The organism is Candidatus Zymogenaceae bacterium, assembly GCA_016931225.1.
GTDB lineage: Bacteria > Desulfobacterota > Zymogenia > Zymogenales > Zymogenaceae > JAFGFE01.
Window position 1 is genome coordinate 1 of record JAFGFE010000032.1, and the last position, 15,188, is coordinate 15,188.

Here is a 15,188-nt window from a genome sequence, read left to right on the forward strand (position 1 = left end):
ACGGTAGCCGAGGAAAGCGTAGCGTAGTATAGTAGAACCGTCTTGCAGGAAGGCAAACTGTCAACACAACTCGTGACTACCGCATATAAAGACATTTCATACGTACGATCGCAATACTCATCGGGTCGGAAACATGTTTAAAAAACGAAATACTGGTTTTTCCACGAAGGAAAAGGACCTTTTCAGACAGCTCGTCCGGAATGTCTCGATCGGCTGTGTTGTAACGATCGGTCCGGACTGTGGATACATCGGGGCCGAATTCCGGGGTATCGTCTCCAGGCACGGAACGGATGAAACCATTCCGGAAATTTTCTGTTTTGAACCAGTGAAATACTCCGGGTTGGATCGCGATCCATGGAATCAGGGAGAGTCTTTTAATATGCCAGTCGGCATTTCACGAGCCGCACTGTCCAGCGATGAGGCCGCTCCTTTCTGGCGAAAACCCATCGGCCTGCTTTTTTTAAGCGGAAATTATTCGTATCATCAATTAAAACGGGACTTTAACCAATGGGAACCATTCATCGTCCCAAGTGGAATACTTGCAGTCCATGAGGGGAGGAAAACCGATAAGGACGCACGCACACTGATCGAGGTGATTGTATCCACAAAGAAATATGTGACATGTGAGAAAAACGGCGGGATCACGGTTCTCAGAAAGGTGCAAGTTACCCATCCGCACGAAATCCCATCGCCCCCGCGGATGCGTCTTCTCATTATCTGTGAGACTCTGTACCCAACAGGGGGATTGCTTCGTTTCCAGCGGGCCGGGAGAGTATTGAAAAAATGGGGTCATGAGGTCTGTTTTGTCGTGATGTCGGAGAAGCCGAAACCACGCATTAAAAGCGACTTTCCAATATTTTCTTTTCAGCAAGCAAGAAGAATGCACTGGGATGCGGTGATGGTGCCCGGTGCGGGATTCTCCGAGGAGATCATTGACAGACTTTCCATTTTCAACAGGGGAAATTTTGGTGTTCGGATACAGCACATATTGAACGATCAGAGCAGATTGGAGCGATTCAAACGGGTAAACGAAACTTTTTCACCCAATATTGTCATCTTCAACAACACGCACTGGCCGATAGGTTCTTTTACCCGCTTTCAGGCGGACCGGTTTCATTTTCTGGTCGGGGGGGTGGACCTTCAGGCGTTTCGTCCCGTAGCCTATCAAACCCACCCACTCACTCCCACATGTTGGGTGGTTGGTGGATTGGCCCAAAAAAATCCGGATCCCTTGATTGAATCCCTGGCCCACCTTCCTGAAAGGGTGCGCATCCGCATGTTCGGTATAGACGCCTTTAAATTGTCACTTAGATACAAAAAGTATATAGATCAGGGAAGGCTGGAGTTGCTCGGCATATTGGATGAGCAAGGGCTTCAGCGTTTCTATCATTCTGTAGACTGTGTCGTGATGACTGAAAAAAACGCCGGATGGGCCAACATGGTTGCCGAGGGCATGGCATCAGGAGTGCCAGTGATCTGCACGCCCCACGGGACCACAGCGTTCGCACGTGATAAAGAGACCGCCCTGGTTATTGACGATCCGACTCCATCCTCCATCGCGGATGGGATCACGCTCTTGATGAATGACGAGCAATTCTGTCGTCGCTTAGCGGCATCCGCTCAGAAAGTTATCACAGATGGGGGCCGATATGGGTGGGCTGAATATGCACAGTCCCTCCTTCGCCTCATTCGTCACGATGGACGGCGGCACTATGCATACGCCCCCGAACTGGGGATATACGGGAAGTGGCCCCTTGAAGCGAGGATGAAAGATCTGTATCCCCTTATTGAAAGGGCCGAAGGGATGAGTATTATAGATTTCGGTGCTGCCGAGGGGATTGTTGCCCGGGAATTTCTAAAAAAGGGAGCGGCGAAGGTACATGGATTCGAGCTGGATCCGTATCGTGTCGCCGTGGCCAATGCGATATGTTCGCAATGGGCAGACGCTGAATTCCGAAGCGCTGATTTATCCCGGTGGGAGACATTCTATCAAGCCCAGAAGGACCTGATCGAAGACCGATATGATATCGTGTTATACCTCGGGCTACATCATCATCTACCGCAAAATTACAGGAAAGATACATTTCAGCACATAGTATCATTGGCACGATACTACATCGCCATAAGGACCACCCAGAAGACATACAGTGATGATACAATAGACGAAATCCTCGCCGATAACGGATTCGAGGAAGTGCCTGTCAAGCGGGATATGCAGCCGGATCATCTTGGTATCTCCAGGATTTTTAAAAGGATAGAGCTGTGAGAAGAAAATCGAAAACAGATCATCATTTTGTCTCATATCCGAAGTCCGGGAGGACATGGATACGCTTTATTATGACGCAACTTGACCACGACAAAGGTATAAGGTTTCATCATGACTCTTTCGAATTCAATGATGGAACGAAGCCGCCGCATGATTTCGATATAAAGCGTCGATTAAAGGAGTACTCAAAGGTCAGAAAGCTGGTTTATCTCGAACGGGATCCGCGTGACGTCATGGTGAGTCTGTACTACCAAGTTACCGGGAGATTCAAGGATTTTTTTCACTACGAGGAAGATATCTCGTCTTTTATTCGTGATGAATACTTCGGGGCCGGGAACCTAATGCGGTTTCGTGACATATGGGCGACGCTTTGTGACAGATTCGATTTTCTCACGGTTTTTTATGAGGATTGTCACGAGGACATGGAGACGGTCATACGGAAGATACTAACCTACTATGATTTCGAGATTGATCCCGATGCGTTGGGAAAAGCTATCATGGATGCACGCTTTGAAAACATGAAGAAGGTTGAAGAATCGGAATCGTTCGAGCATCCCTGGCTGCGTCCGAGAAATCAATCGCCCAAGGTTCGTCGTGGAAAGATCGGAGGTTATACAGATGAGTTATCGGCCGATGATATCGCCTATCTGAACGATATATTTGGTCTGTAATAATCACGATTGATCCAGCAAAAACGATCAGTACGTCCTTGGAAATTATCGAAAAGCCGTCATAAAGCCGGGTTTACATTTGTTTAAGGGGGTAGGTCGTATCAACTGCTTCGTTCCCATTTATAATCTTCCATTCTCGTCCAACCGCTCCAGGTATTTCACCAGGAGCATCACCCCGAATCCGGTGGAGCCTTTTTTGACCCATTCGTAGTCGCCATCGGCCCGGGCGGTTCCGGCGATGTCCACGTGGGCCCAGGACTGTTCCTTCCCGGCAAAGTGTTTCAGAAATGTGGCGCCGATGATGCTTCCCGCCTCCCGCCCCTTACCGATGTTTTTAATATCCGCTACGTCGCTCTTGATGTCCCGCTCGAAGTACTCGAAGAGCGGCATGGGCCAGACCCGCTCTCCGGACGCCTCCGACGCCGCCTGAAGGCGCCCTAGCAGGCCCTCGTCGGTGGAAAAGAGCGGGGCCGTTTTGCCACCCAGGGCCACAACGGCAGCCCCGGTCAGGGTGGCGAGGTCGATGATAACGGCGGGTTTGTACCTCTTGGCGAAACAGATGCCGTCGGCAAGAACCAGCCGTCCCTCGGCGTCGGTGTTGAGGACTTCGATGGTGGTGCCGTCCATGGCAGTTACCACGTCTCCCGGCTTCGTGGCGCCGCCGCCGGGCATGTTCTCTGTGGCCGGGATGACGCCCACCACGTCGGTATCCAGCCCCAGCCGGGCCGCCGCCAGGACCGTGGCGAACACCGCACACCCCCCGCTCATATCCGTTTTCATCTGGTCCATGTTCAAAGACGGCTTCAGGGATATGCCCCCGGAGTCGAAGGTGATGCCCTTTCCCACCAGGGCGACGGAATTGATGCCCTTTTTCTTCGAGAGATAGGACATGACTATCAGGGCCGGGGGTTCGTGGCTTCCCCTTGACACGCTTAAAAACGACCCCATGCCCATCTTCTCTATCTCCGCCTTCGCGTAGATATCGACGATCAGCCCGAACTTTTTTCCCAGGTCCCGGGCCCGGGAGGCGAGGGACGAGGGGGTCAGGTGATTTGCCGGGGAGTTGGAGAGATCCCGGGCGAGATACACGCAATCGGCCACGACCCGGGCGCGACGCGCTGAAATCTCGACGTCCTTTTTCCCGATCAGCGTCAGGGTTTCGATGTGTTTGTCCTTGTTTTCCTCGTCGTCGCTCTTCTTTTTCCCCTTGAACTCCTTAAAACGGTAGGCCCCCAGCATCGCCCCCAGGACGACGGCGTCGGTGTATTCGGCGGCATCGAGTTCCGCCCCCGTCCCTAGGTCGAAGGGGAGGGTGAGTCCCGCCACCTTGAGGCCCAGAGCCCGTTTCGCCGCCGCGGCGGCCCTCGCCTTCAGGACCCGGAGAGACAGATTCTCCCGTTTTCCCAGGCCCACCAGGATGATCCGATCAGCCTTCACCCCCGAATCTTTCGGGGGATAGATCACGGCGATACTCGCATCACCTCCGGTGAAATCGCCGTCGGATATAATACGACTGATGTGCCCCCCCAATTTTTTGTCGATGGCCGAGGCCAGCGGGGGGAGATCGCCTTTTGAGAATATCCCCAAGGCCAGCGCCGGGGCGGCGACGGCGATGGGGTCTTCATGAACTATGATCAGCTTCGGCAGGTGTGCCGATATGGTCTTTTTCATGAGATGCTCCGGTATTCGGTCTTGTTCCTCGGGATCGGCGGGTATCAGCCGATCAGTCCCATTCCTCTTCCACCACCCAGGGCTCCAGGATGTCGGTGTCGATGTCGTTGACGAACCGAGACGGCCGGGCGAAGGTCGGCCCCCGGTGGGTTATGATTTTCACCGGGTAGGTGATAGTGAGGTTCTCCTTCGCCCGGGTGACGGCCACATACATCAGCCGTAGCTCCTCCTCCAGCTCCGCACTCGATTCGGCCGAGTAGGTGGTGGGGAAGTATCCCTCCGCCGCCCAGATGACGAAGACGCTGTGCCACTCCAGACCCTTTGCAGAGTGAACGGTCGAGAGGATCAGCCGCTCAGGGTCCGGGTCTTCCGGGGTGATGTCGGAGATGCTCTCCGACGGCGGCTCCAGGGCCATGTCCGTCAGGAACTCCTCGATCGTGCCGTACTTGTGGCTGATAACCGCCAGGTGTTCCAGGTCCTGGAGCCTCTTGGGGTGGTCGTCGTACTTCTTAGTAAGAACGGGGCCGATGTATTCGATAATGTGCTCTATCGCCTCGGCGGGGTGGATACGCTCCCGCTCGACGAGGGAAAGCGCCCGGGCCAACCGGGCCAGCCCCGCCCCGAAGCGCCTGTCATCGGAAAAGGAGGCCAGCATTCGTGACACGGACGCCTCCCCACCGAAGCCCGCGGCGATCTCCTGGGCGGCCTTCGGCCCCACCCCCTCCACCAAAAGGAGCATCCGGTTGATGCTCACAATGTCGTTCGGATTCGTTGCAGCCCGGATGTGGGCGATCACGTCTTTCACGTGGGCCGTCTCCATGAACTTGAAGCCGCCGTATTTTATGAAGGGGATGTTGCGGTTTTTCAGTTCGATTTCCAGATCGAAGGAGTTGAACCCGGCCCGAAAGAGCACCGCGATGTCATCCAGCTCCACGCCCTCCTCCCTGAGATCCAGTATCCGCTGCGCCACAAACCGCGACTGCGCGCTCTCGTCCGGCAGCGGCACCAGGGCGGGCGGCGTCCCGCCGCCCTTTTTCGTGAAAAGGATCTTGGTGTATTTCTCCTCGGCCCGGTCGATAACGGTGTTGGCCAGGGTCAGAATCGGCTGCGTGCTGCGATAGTTCTGCTCCAGAGTAATGACGCTGCTATCCGGGAACAGCTCAGGAAACCGCATGATGTTCTGGAAATCCGCCCCCCGGAAGGAATAGATGCTCTGGGAGTCGTCCCCCACCACCATGATGTTTCGGTGACTGTCGGCAAGGAGACTCACGACCTTCGCCTGAAGGCTGTTGGTGTCCTGGTATTCGTCCACCAGGATGTAGCGATACCTGCTTGATAACGTTCGGCGGGTCGACTCCGACTCCTCAAGAAGCCTCACCAGGTAAACCAAGAGATCGTCGTAGTCCATCAGCATGTGCTTCTTTTTGTATTCAGTGTAGCCCGACCAGAGCTCATAGAGGGCGTCTATCTCCCGGGCGAACTGGGAGTATCGGTCTTCGACGACGTCCTTGAGGCTTATGGATCGGTTGATCGACATGCTGAACATATCGCCGATGGTCTTCTTCTTCGGGAACCTCCGCTCTCTCGTGTCGAGGTTCATGCGGGATCGTATGAGGCTTATGACGTCGTCGGAATCGGCCCGGTCCAGGATCGAAAACGAGGGGGAGTAGCCGATCAGCTCGGAGAACTCCCGGAGCACCGTCGCGGCGAAGGAGTGAAACGTCCCGCCGCTCACGCCGCCGGACGGAGCGTCCAGGCGGCTTCTGGTGAGGACCGCCGCCCGGGCGAGCATCTGCTGGGCCGCCTTCCGGGTGAAGGTGAGGAGCAGTATCGACGGGGGAAACACCCCCTTCTCGATGAGATAGGAAACCCGATAGATGAGAGTGCGGGTTTTGCCGCTGCCGGCTCCGGCGATGACCAGCGACGGGCCGTCACCATACGTCGCGGCGCGGAACTGTTCGTCGTTCAGTTCTGTCCTATAATCGATGGACAGGGAATCCGGCTTCGCCGCCTCTATGGTTCGCTTCAGTGTGTATTTTTTCATGTGGAGAATAGACCTGGAATATTCACATTACGGACACGCATGTATAAAAATACGGCATATCGCGACCGCCATAACGTATCATTTGATGTATCATGTCGCCGTGGGAACGCCCACATTGTATCACAAAACAGTTGGAACATCGCGGGTTTTTCGATGGGAAAATGCGCCCGTACGCCAGAAGGTAAGCCGGCAGTCCGTGCAGCGGCGGTATTGCATATGAAACGCATCGCGTCAGGCTCTCTTTGTTTATCATTGATTTTGTTTCGCCCAGATGGTATAAGGAAGCCAAGAGGGGTGATGCCGATGATGCGGGAGAGAACACTCAAGACCTTCATCAAGAACAACCAGCAGGTTATCCTGGACAAGGTCGAAGAGCTGGAGAACTTCGGACCGACAGACATCTGTGTCCTGAAGAACCAGATCGAGCATGGCATAAAAATCAGAGAACGGATGAAGGTCATCACCCTGAACGAGTTGACGCAACTCTATATCGGCCTCATCGCCATTCAGGTTGTTGAGCGGGATCGGGGATACAGATGATACATTCTCGTCATTGCAATTTCCGATAAATATTGTGAGTGTACCTTCGTATCGTATCGGTCCCTGATATGTATCCGATATCCCGGCATATCGAGCATTCAGATATTTTTTTTTGTCTGCAACCAAGGCCTATCATGAAAGAGAAACAGGATACCGTCTCAAACACACAGAAAAGGGAGGGTCTTGGCGCCGTCCGAGCACTGGCGCTGATGGCCCTTTTCAGCGCCCTGGTGACGGTGGCGACTTTGGTCATCAGGATCCCCATACCGATCACAAAGGGATATTTCAACCTGGGAGACACACTCATTTTCATCGCCGCGGCCCTTTTGGGGCCGGTATACGGCCTGGTGGCGGGCGGTGTGGGGTCGGCGCTGGCGGATGTCATCGGCGGCTATGTCCACTTCTCCCCCTGGACCCTGGTTATCAAGGGGTTGGAGGGATTTATCGCCGGAGCGCTGCTGCGCCTTTTCAGGGTCGATCCGGAGAGGATCGTGCGGGCCATGGCAATTTTTGCCGGCGTGTTCCTGATAGCGGGATTATGGATGGTCATCGGATACTTCTCGGCCGAATATGTCATTTATGCGTGTGATATCACCCCGGCCCTGGCGGAGCTTCCCTTTAACATTCTTCAGGGGGGGCTCTCCGCCCTGGCGGCGACGGTAATATGCCCGTTTCTCATGAGAGGGCTCGATGAGCGACTGAATCCCCATTAGGATTGATATAGAAAACTATCCCACAATACGTCAATATATACACTGTATGTGCTATATTTATACCACTCATGATGTTATATCTGAAATGGAGAACGTATGAATCCCACAGAACGTGTTATATCGACCATCGAAGGAAAGGAACCGGATCGGGTTCCGACATTCAGCTACTATCTCGACAGCTATCCGGTCGCCCAGATCCTGGGGTCGTCGTTTTTAACCAAGAGCAGCCTCCTTTTGAATCCGGTCTCCGCGTTCATCTACAATCGATGGGGGAGACGGCTCAAGCGCCTGTTCCTCGATCCGGTGGCCGACGTGATGTGGGAAAAGAGCATCAAGGCGGCGACGGTCCTCGGCTTCGATTCGGTGGTGGGGCTGTTCGAGCGCTCCTTCATGCTCTGGGATGCAACAACCTTCGCCCGGGTGACCGGGTCGCTCTATGATATCGTCGACGACGGGCACGGCCATACCTGGTACATGTATCGGGAGCCCGCCTTCAAGACCCCGGAGGACTTCGAGAACTGGCCCTATTTCCCGGATATCGATGAACTCTCCCACCAGACGTACAAGTTCTTCAAGCGGATGGTCAACCGCTACGGGGATGACATCTGCATCCTGGGGCAGACCGTTTTCGGCATTCATGAGACCATGCTCTGGTCCCTGGGATACACGGGTCTCCCGGTGTTCATCAAAAAGTATCCAGACATCATCCGAAGATTTATCGACTTTTTGGAAGAGTTGACCATGAAGACGAACATGGCCATGATGGACGGAGGCGTGCGGGTCATCTTCAACGGCGACGACATGGCCTTCAAAACCGGGCCGATGATGAATCCAAAGACCATCGACGAGTTGTTTGGACCATCATATACCAGGATCACGAAGGCCGTTCACGATCGGGGGGGCAGGGTGCTGCTCCACTCCTGCGGGGACAACACGAAGCTGTTTGATCTCTTCATAAAGTGGGGATTCGACGGCGGTCACTCCTACGAGAACACGTCCAACGTCGATATCGAGTATGAGAAGAAGACCCACGGCGATCGATTTACCATCGTGGGAGGAGTGGGCGTGGACTACATTCTCACCGAGCGGTCGAAGCCCAAGGAGGTGGTTGACGAGACGAAAAGGCTCCTCAGGATGTGCGCCCCCGGCGGCAGGTTTTTATTGGGGCCGGTGCACGACCATCCCGACATGGACATAGAGAAGGTTAAAATCATGCTGGAAACGGCGTGGGAATACGGCGCCTATCCGATTCGGGCGTGATCGGGCCGGACCGAGTCCGGCGCCGCAGGCCTCATTGATACGTCCCGAACGCACACGCAGGCATTTCACCATCTTTTTACAGGGAGCGACGACCATGATGAACCCCACCGAGCGTATCTTCGCCGCGATAGAAGGCAGGGAAACCGATCGAGTCCCCACGTTTTGCGCCAGCCTGGACGACTGGCCGGTACAGCAGATCCTGGGGAAACCGCTGATCCCCCCGAAACTCCTGTTTAAAAATCCCCTGATGAGTTTTGTCTTCGACAAGTGGGGGCCGAAACTCAAAAAGACGCTGGTGGATCCCTTCTTGGATTCGTCGCTTTTGACCCGCATCAAGGGCGCCGTGGAGCTGGGGTTCGATTCGACCTGGTCCACGTACGAGGGAACCCTCATGATATGGGACTCGAAGTCCCTGGCAAAAACGGTGGGGGCGTTTTATGACTGGATCGAGGACGGGCACGGCAATATGTATTTCATGTACCGAGGCCCCGCAGTCTCCACACCCGAGGCGTACGACGCCTGGCCCTATCACCAGGACATCGATGAGCTGGCCCATCGGGCGTACACCTATTTCAAAAAGGCCCTCAAGACGTACGGCGATGATATCTGCATCATAGCGGATGTGGCCAGCGGCGCCTTCGAGATACTGGTGCAGATGATCGGGTTCGAGGCACTGGCGGTGGGGCTGAAGAAGAACCGGGCGTATATCCAGAAGCTCGTCGACTACAACACCGAGTATATCATGAAGACCCATACGGCGGTGATGGACGCCGGAATCAAGGTGATCCTCAAGGGGGACGACATGGCCTACAAGACCGGTCCCATGCTCAACCCGAAGCTCATGGACGAGCTGTTCGGCGGCTGTTACACGAACCTATGCACACACGTGCACGACCGGGGCGGGAAGATCATGATCCATTCCTGTGGGGACAACACGAAGCTCTTTGATCTCTTCATCAAATGGGGATTCGACGGCGGCCACGCCTATGAGAACACGTCGAACGTCGATATCGAGTACGAAAAGAAGACCCACGGCGATCAGTTCACCATGGTGGGGGGGGTGGGAATAGACTACATCCTCACCGAGCGCTCCACCCCCGACGAGGTACGCGACGAGATCAGGTATCTGCTCAGGACCTGCGGCCCCGGAGGTCGGTTCCTCATCGGCCCGGTGCACGACCACCCCGACATGGACATGGAGAAAGTCAAGATCATGCTGGAGACGGTGTGGGAGGACGGGACGTATCCGATTCACGTGTAACGAACGATTTCACCTCTCGTTAGAAGCCTGTTTTTGCCCTGTCTATAAGACGCAGTCGCGCACCCCGTTATTGAGGAGTCTTCCATGCATCCTACCGAGCGCATTATCGCCGCCATCGAAGGGCGGAAGGTGGACCGGGTACAGACGTTCTGCCCCTTTCTGGAGGAGTGGCCCGCCCAGCAGGTGACCGGGACGCCGATGATTTCACCCGCTGTGCTCCTGCTCAATCCGGTGTCCCGATTCATACTGGAACACTGGGGCATGAAGCTGAAGGACGTTCTGGTCAATCCGATGCTGTGGGGAGGATTGCTGGATAAGATCGGCGTCGCCCGGGACATGGGCTTTGATTCCGCATGGGGATTGTTCGAGCCCCGGTTCATGGTGTGGGATTCCAACACCTTCGCACTGACCACAGGAAGCTTTTATGACATCATCGAAGACGGTCACAGCAACGTGACATACATGTACCGGGGGCCCGCATTCACCACGGAAGAGGCATACCGGGCGTGGCCCCACTTCCATGATATCGATGAGGCGGCCCATCAGTGTTATACCTTTTTTAAAAAGGCGCTCTCGAGATTCGGAGATGACATTTGCATCATGGGTGATATGTCCGGCGGCCTGTTTGAGTCCATCATCCATTCCTTCGGGTTTGAGAACCTCGCCCGCTTCATCAGAAAAAGATCTCCCGTTGTCATGGAGTTCATCGATTTCATGGAGAGAAACGTCACGGCCGGGATTACGGCCATGATGGACGCCGGGATCCGGGTGATCATGAAGGGGGACGACATGGCGTTCAAGACCGGGCCCATCATGAACCCAAAGGTCATCGACGAGATCTTCGGCCCACCGTATTCCCGCATCACAAAAGCCGTCCACGACCGGGACGGGAAGATTCTCATCCACTCCTGCGGCGACAACACGATGCTGTTCGATCACTTCATTAAGTGGGGGTTCGACGGCGGGCACGCCTTCGAGAACACGTCGAACGTGGATATCGAGTATGAGAAAAAGACCCACGGCGACCGGTTTACCATCGTGGGAGGTGCCGGCGTGGATTACCTCCTCACCGAGCGATCGCGCCCCGACGAGGTGAAAGACGAGATCCGGCGTATCGTTCGGCTCTGCGCCCCGGGGGGGCGCTTCATCCTCAGCCCTGTCCACGCCCACAGCGAGATGGACATGAAAAAGGTCAAGATCATGCTGGAGACGGCCTGGGAGGACGGGACGTATCCGATCGCAGGAGTGGTGTGAATCCTGTCCCCGGCGAGGTCATCCCCTTCGCCCCGACCGATCCCTGTTATCCCGTAAGAAATTCTATCCCAAAAATCCGCGCCGATGGGCGGCCTGGAGCACCAGGTCCGCCGCCGTCTCGGTCCTCCTCTCGATGACGGCCCGCTCGATACGGGAGGTCAGCTCCGCGGTGTCCGCATCCGGCGTTACTCCCGGGGCGATGCGTCCCGCCGCATCGAATATCCCCTTTGGAGCGAAAGAAGAATCGGGATTCGCATACCGCAGGGCGTCACTGATGTCCTGGGTGAAGGAGCGGTAAAACGTCTTCACCGCGGCGATGTCGTCATCGGTGAGGGCGTCCAGCCCCAACAGCTCCGGGGGAAGGCCGATGGAATAGAGGGCGGCGGTGAACTTGATCGCTCGGGGGAGGGTGATTCCCTCCATTTCCCGGGCGTACCCGAACAGGCCGATATGGAGTTTTCTCTTGCGGCGATTGGGAACAAAACGAGCCACCTCGTTGATGACCGGCGCCAGGGCGGCGATCTGCTCCCGGTATCGCTTCGAATAGCGGTCGATTATCTCAAGGCCCCGTTCCTCATCGATCAGGGGCGGGATTGACGGCGTGTGCGCCCGGATGGCGGCCACGGCGGCCTGGACCTCGTCCGGCGGATGGTCGTATTTGAACGAGGACTGGACGGTGAAGGTCCGGGCGGAGGGATACTCGGACAATACCCTGCCCACGGTATGGGGGGTGAGGTTTCCTCGAAAGGGGGCCGATCCCACGCCGATGATCGGGTAGATGTCGACACCGCTGTCCCGGGAGAGATCCCACAGGCGCTTCAGCGCGATCTTGTTGAACAGCACCGCCCCCAGCAGACCGTAATTCATCGCCGGGTCCGACCGGGCCAGGAATACCCGCTGATGCGATACCCGCTTGTCCGAGAGGTACTCCGCCGTTATCTCGTGGGCGGTGAGCATATGCTCCCTGTCTTCGAACAGCGGGATGACGTTGATGGTCGCAGGCCCGAATTCGCCGATCCAATCTTTGATGGTAATGTCACCGGCCTTGAACGATTTTGTCTGGCGGCCGATGATGAAATCGGCATAGTAGCGATAGATACGATCGATGCCCGCCGCCGCCGACGCCATGGGAAGGATCACCTCGAAGATGGGGGGTGCATCGTCGTTGCCGTAAAAGAGCCGTGCGGCGTCGAAGGAGCGGGGAATGCTCTCCAGAGTTTCCAGAAGTATCTTCGCCTCGGCCCGCTCCACCATCGGGTTCGGAACCCTGAGCGTCAGAAAATTCTGTTTTCCCAGCCGGTGCTTGAGGAAAAAGCTCTCGTATTTCGTCAGGAGCTTTTTGACGACATACGAATCCACCTCCTTGCCCTCGCAATCCCACATCTGCTCTTCGCATCCGAGATGGGAAAAGGCGTAGTACGCCTCCTGCACCTCGTCTTCGCCCCCCAGCTCAAGGCTCTCGGCGAAAAAGGGCGGGGTGACATTATCCGGATGCTGGGTGCTCATGCACGTGGGGACCATCGATCCGGTCATGCTGTGAATCCTTATATCTGGTTTTCAATGGGTGCGCGAACGGAGCGTGGTCCGCACGCTGCGGCATGGAAGAGAACATTTCCGGAAGCCGCATGAAAAACACGCGCCGTCATACAAGGCGGTGCGTGTCGAATTGCATAAATGCATAAAGGAATTTCACACGAGACAGGGATCTCGTTTCAGACCGAGCCCATATGCACTATTCACCGATGGTCGGATTGATCGTTTTCGCCTTCTCGCGGTCGGACTTTGCACCTGATGTATCGCCCAATCCCTCCCTGGCCTCGGCCCGAAGTATATACGCTTCCGCGTCGTCCGGATTGAGCGTGATGGATCGATCCAGCTCGCTTTCGGCCCGAGCGTAATCGAGCTTTTCGATATACGCCCTGCCGAGGTATTTCAGCGATTCGGTGTTCGATGGATCGATATACAGCGCTCGATTGAAGTCGGCCATGGCGAGTTCAATCTGGTCCTTCTCCAGGTATATCTCACCACGGATATTGTAGGCGTCCGGATTGTCGGGTACGAGAAGGATGTACTCGGAGATGTCCTCCACCGCCTCGTCGTACCGACCCATCGAAAGGAGCAGCGTTGCCCGGTTGAGGAAAATGCTGTTAACGGTGATATCCGCATCCAGCGCCCGGGTGTAATCCTTCAGCGCCCCTTCTTTATCGCCGTTCTTTTCCCTGATAACTCCCCGGCCGTTGAGGGCTTCGGGATTGGTTGGATCCAGCTCCAGGGCGGATTCGAAGTCATTCAGGGCGTCGTCCAAAAAGCCGAGACGAAAGTACGCCTCGCCCCTGCCGATGTATATAATGGCGTAATTGGATTCGAGCTGATATTCCGGGGGGAAGTCCGCGGAAAGGGCCTTGGTGAAGACACCGATGGCATCGGTATAGTTTCCCGCATCGATGAGGGCCGCGCCCTCTTCCAGGAGCACCAACGCGTTTTCGTCCGCAAAGGAAAGCGCCTGGCCCGTCATGAGTACGCATGCGAGCAGGACAATACCGAAAATCTGTGTGAGTGTTTTTGTCTTTTTCATAATGGGAGTGATTGTACGGTAATCATCAAGCGGTGTCAACAAGAAATTGTTTCGTGTGCGGAACGGGGAATGAATGGTATTGCATTCACCTTCGTATATGCAACGACAATTCATTTGTCAAGGCCTTTTTCGACCGTATGAGAGAAAAAATGTTTTTCCCGTACTATTTTCTTGACATTCTTCCTATGGTGTAATACATTCAAACTCCGCTTAACACAAGGGGATGTAAGAGGGGCAAATGAGTGGGTCGGCGGAAAAAGAGAGTGAACTTTTCAACAAAGTTCACTTTTTACTTGACAGCATCATGTTCTTTCTCTATAATCAAAAATTGTCCCCCACGGGGGAGTGCTTTGGTCTGATGTGACCGCCTTTGGATCTTTGAGAACTGAATAGCCGAAAGCAATACGTGTGGTGACACACGGTGCGCGTTTGTGACGTAAACGGGCAACCGATAATAGGGGCATATATTTTTAATATGCCCGTCCGAAACAACCACGTCAAAAACAGACAGGCGCTTTATGCGTATGTCTGAAACAGTTTAACTGGAGAGTTTGATCCTGGCTCAGGACGAACGCTGGCGGCGTGCTTAACACATGCAAGTCGAACGAGAAAGCCCGCTTCGGTGGGTGAGTACAGTGGCGCACGGGTGAGTAACACGTGGGTAACCTACCCCTCGGTGGGGGATAACATACCGAAAGGTGTGCTAATACCGCATAACACGTTACTTTTGCTATTGTAAAGTCAAAGGTGGCTTCGCTGTCGCCGAGGGATGGGCCCGCGGACCATTAGCTTGTTGGTGGGGTAATGGCCTACCAAGGCCGCGATGGTTAGCTGGTCTGAGAGGACGATCAGCCACACTGGAACTGGAACACGGTCCAGACTCCTACGGGAGGCAGCAGTGAGGAATTTTGCGCAATGGGGGAAACCCTGACG

The 15,188-nt window shown here is 55.2% G+C and carries 11 protein-coding genes and 1 rRNA gene; 8 read left to right on the plus strand and 4 right to left on the minus strand.

The genetic code is table 11. From position 1 onward, the window contains the following. Positions 1-133 precede the first annotated feature (133 nt). Entirely contained in the window at positions 134-2,266 is a 2,133-nt protein-coding gene (locus JW885_12910; GenBank protein ID MBN1883067.1) for a glycosyltransferase, read from the plus strand. A gap of 71 nt (positions 2,267-2,337) precedes the next feature. Next, complete coding sequence (locus JW885_12915) at positions 2,338-2,937, plus strand: sulfotransferase domain-containing protein (protein ID MBN1883068.1); 600 nt, start codon at positions 2,338-2,340, stop codon at positions 2,935-2,937. A gap of 120 nt (positions 2,938-3,057) precedes the next feature. Here the strand turns inward: JW885_12915 and JW885_12920 are convergent, their stop codons facing one another. Together JW885_12920 and JW885_12925 are read right to left on the minus strand one after the other, a co-directional pair. Further along, complete coding sequence (locus JW885_12920) at positions 3,058-4,608, minus strand: leucyl aminopeptidase (GenBank protein ID MBN1883069.1); 1,551 nt, start codon at positions 4,606-4,608, stop codon at positions 3,058-3,060. Positions 4,609-4,660: 52 nt separating this feature from the next. After that, positions 4,661-6,652, minus strand: a complete 1,992-nt coding sequence (locus JW885_12925) for an ATP-dependent helicase (GenBank protein MBN1883070.1) — start codon at positions 6,650-6,652, stop codon at positions 4,661-4,663. Positions 6,653-6,955: 303 nt separating this feature from the next. Here JW885_12925 and JW885_12930 point away from each other — a divergent pair, with 303 nt between their 5' ends. From JW885_12930 to JW885_12950, 5 genes are all read left to right on the plus strand, one after another. Beyond that, positions 6,956-7,192 carry a hypothetical protein gene (locus tag JW885_12930; protein MBN1883071.1) on the plus strand — a complete coding sequence of 79 codons (237 nt, stop codon included), beginning with the start codon at positions 6,956-6,958 and terminating at the stop codon, positions 7,190-7,192. A 134-nt stretch (positions 7,193-7,326) separates the two neighbouring features. Then, the gene (locus JW885_12935) at positions 7,327-7,905 is read left to right on the plus strand and encodes an ECF transporter S component (protein ID MBN1883072.1); all 579 of its coding nucleotides are present in this window, start codon (positions 7,327-7,329) and stop codon (positions 7,903-7,905) included. Positions 7,906-8,001: 96 nt separating this feature from the next. Then, on the plus strand, positions 8,002-9,165 hold the full coding sequence (locus JW885_12940; protein MBN1883073.1) for a hypothetical protein: 1,164 nt from the start codon (positions 8,002-8,004) through the stop codon (positions 9,163-9,165). A 94-nt stretch (positions 9,166-9,259) separates the two neighbouring features. Beyond that, positions 9,260-10,426, plus strand: a complete 1,167-nt coding sequence (locus JW885_12945) for a hypothetical protein (GenBank protein MBN1883074.1) — start codon at positions 9,260-9,262, stop codon at positions 10,424-10,426. An 84-nt stretch (positions 10,427-10,510) separates the two neighbouring features. Next, on the plus strand, positions 10,511-11,680 hold the full coding sequence (locus JW885_12950; protein ID MBN1883075.1) for a hypothetical protein: 1,170 nt from the start codon (positions 10,511-10,513) through the stop codon (positions 11,678-11,680). 63 nt (positions 11,681-11,743) lie between these two features. Here the strand turns inward: JW885_12950 and JW885_12955 are convergent, their stop codons facing one another. Continuing rightward, positions 11,744-13,186: a phosphoenolpyruvate carboxylase gene (locus JW885_12955; protein ID MBN1883076.1), complete on the minus strand. Its 1,443-nt coding sequence runs from the start codon at positions 13,184-13,186 to the stop codon at positions 11,744-11,746. 226 nt (positions 13,187-13,412) lie between these two features. Further along, a complete protein-coding gene (locus JW885_12960; protein MBN1883077.1) occupies positions 13,413-14,255 on the minus strand; it encodes a tetratricopeptide repeat protein in 843 nt (280 codons plus the stop codon). A 539-nt stretch (positions 14,256-14,794) separates the two neighbouring features. On the opposite strand from JW885_12960, the gene JW885_12965 reads away from it, so the two are divergent. After that, positions 14,795-15,188: ribosomal RNA gene (locus JW885_12965) — 16S ribosomal RNA — on the plus strand; the annotation flags it as partial.

Excerpts from the sequence above, each read along its gene's own strand:
- JW885_12910 (MBN1883067.1), top strand. The coding sequence starts at position 134 with ATGTTTAAAAAACGAAATACTGGTTTTTCCACGAAGGAAAAGGACCTT.
- JW885_12915 (MBN1883068.1), top strand. The coding sequence starts at position 2,338 with ATGACGCAACTTGACCACGACAAAGGTATAAGGTTTCATCATGACTCT.
- JW885_12920 (MBN1883069.1), bottom strand. The coding sequence starts at position 4,608 with ATGAAAAAGACCATATCGGCACACCTGCCGAAGCTGATCATAGTTCAT.
- JW885_12925 (MBN1883070.1), bottom strand. The coding sequence starts at position 6,652 with ATGAAAAAATACACACTGAAGCGAACCATAGAGGCGGCGAAGCCGGAT.
- JW885_12930 (MBN1883071.1), top strand. The coding sequence starts at position 6,956 with ATGATGCGGGAGAGAACACTCAAGACCTTCATCAAGAACAACCAGCAG.
- JW885_12935 (MBN1883072.1), top strand. The coding sequence starts at position 7,327 with ATGAAAGAGAAACAGGATACCGTCTCAAACACACAGAAAAGGGAGGGT.
- JW885_12940 (MBN1883073.1), top strand. The coding sequence starts at position 8,002 with ATGAATCCCACAGAACGTGTTATATCGACCATCGAAGGAAAGGAACCG.
- JW885_12945 (MBN1883074.1), top strand. The coding sequence starts at position 9,260 with ATGATGAACCCCACCGAGCGTATCTTCGCCGCGATAGAAGGCAGGGAA.
- JW885_12950 (MBN1883075.1), top strand. The coding sequence starts at position 10,511 with ATGCATCCTACCGAGCGCATTATCGCCGCCATCGAAGGGCGGAAGGTG.
- JW885_12955 (MBN1883076.1), bottom strand. The coding sequence starts at position 13,186 with ATGAGCACCCAGCATCCGGATAATGTCACCCCGCCCTTTTTCGCCGAG.
- JW885_12960 (MBN1883077.1), bottom strand. The coding sequence starts at position 14,255 with ATGAAAAAGACAAAAACACTCACACAGATTTTCGGTATTGTCCTGCTC.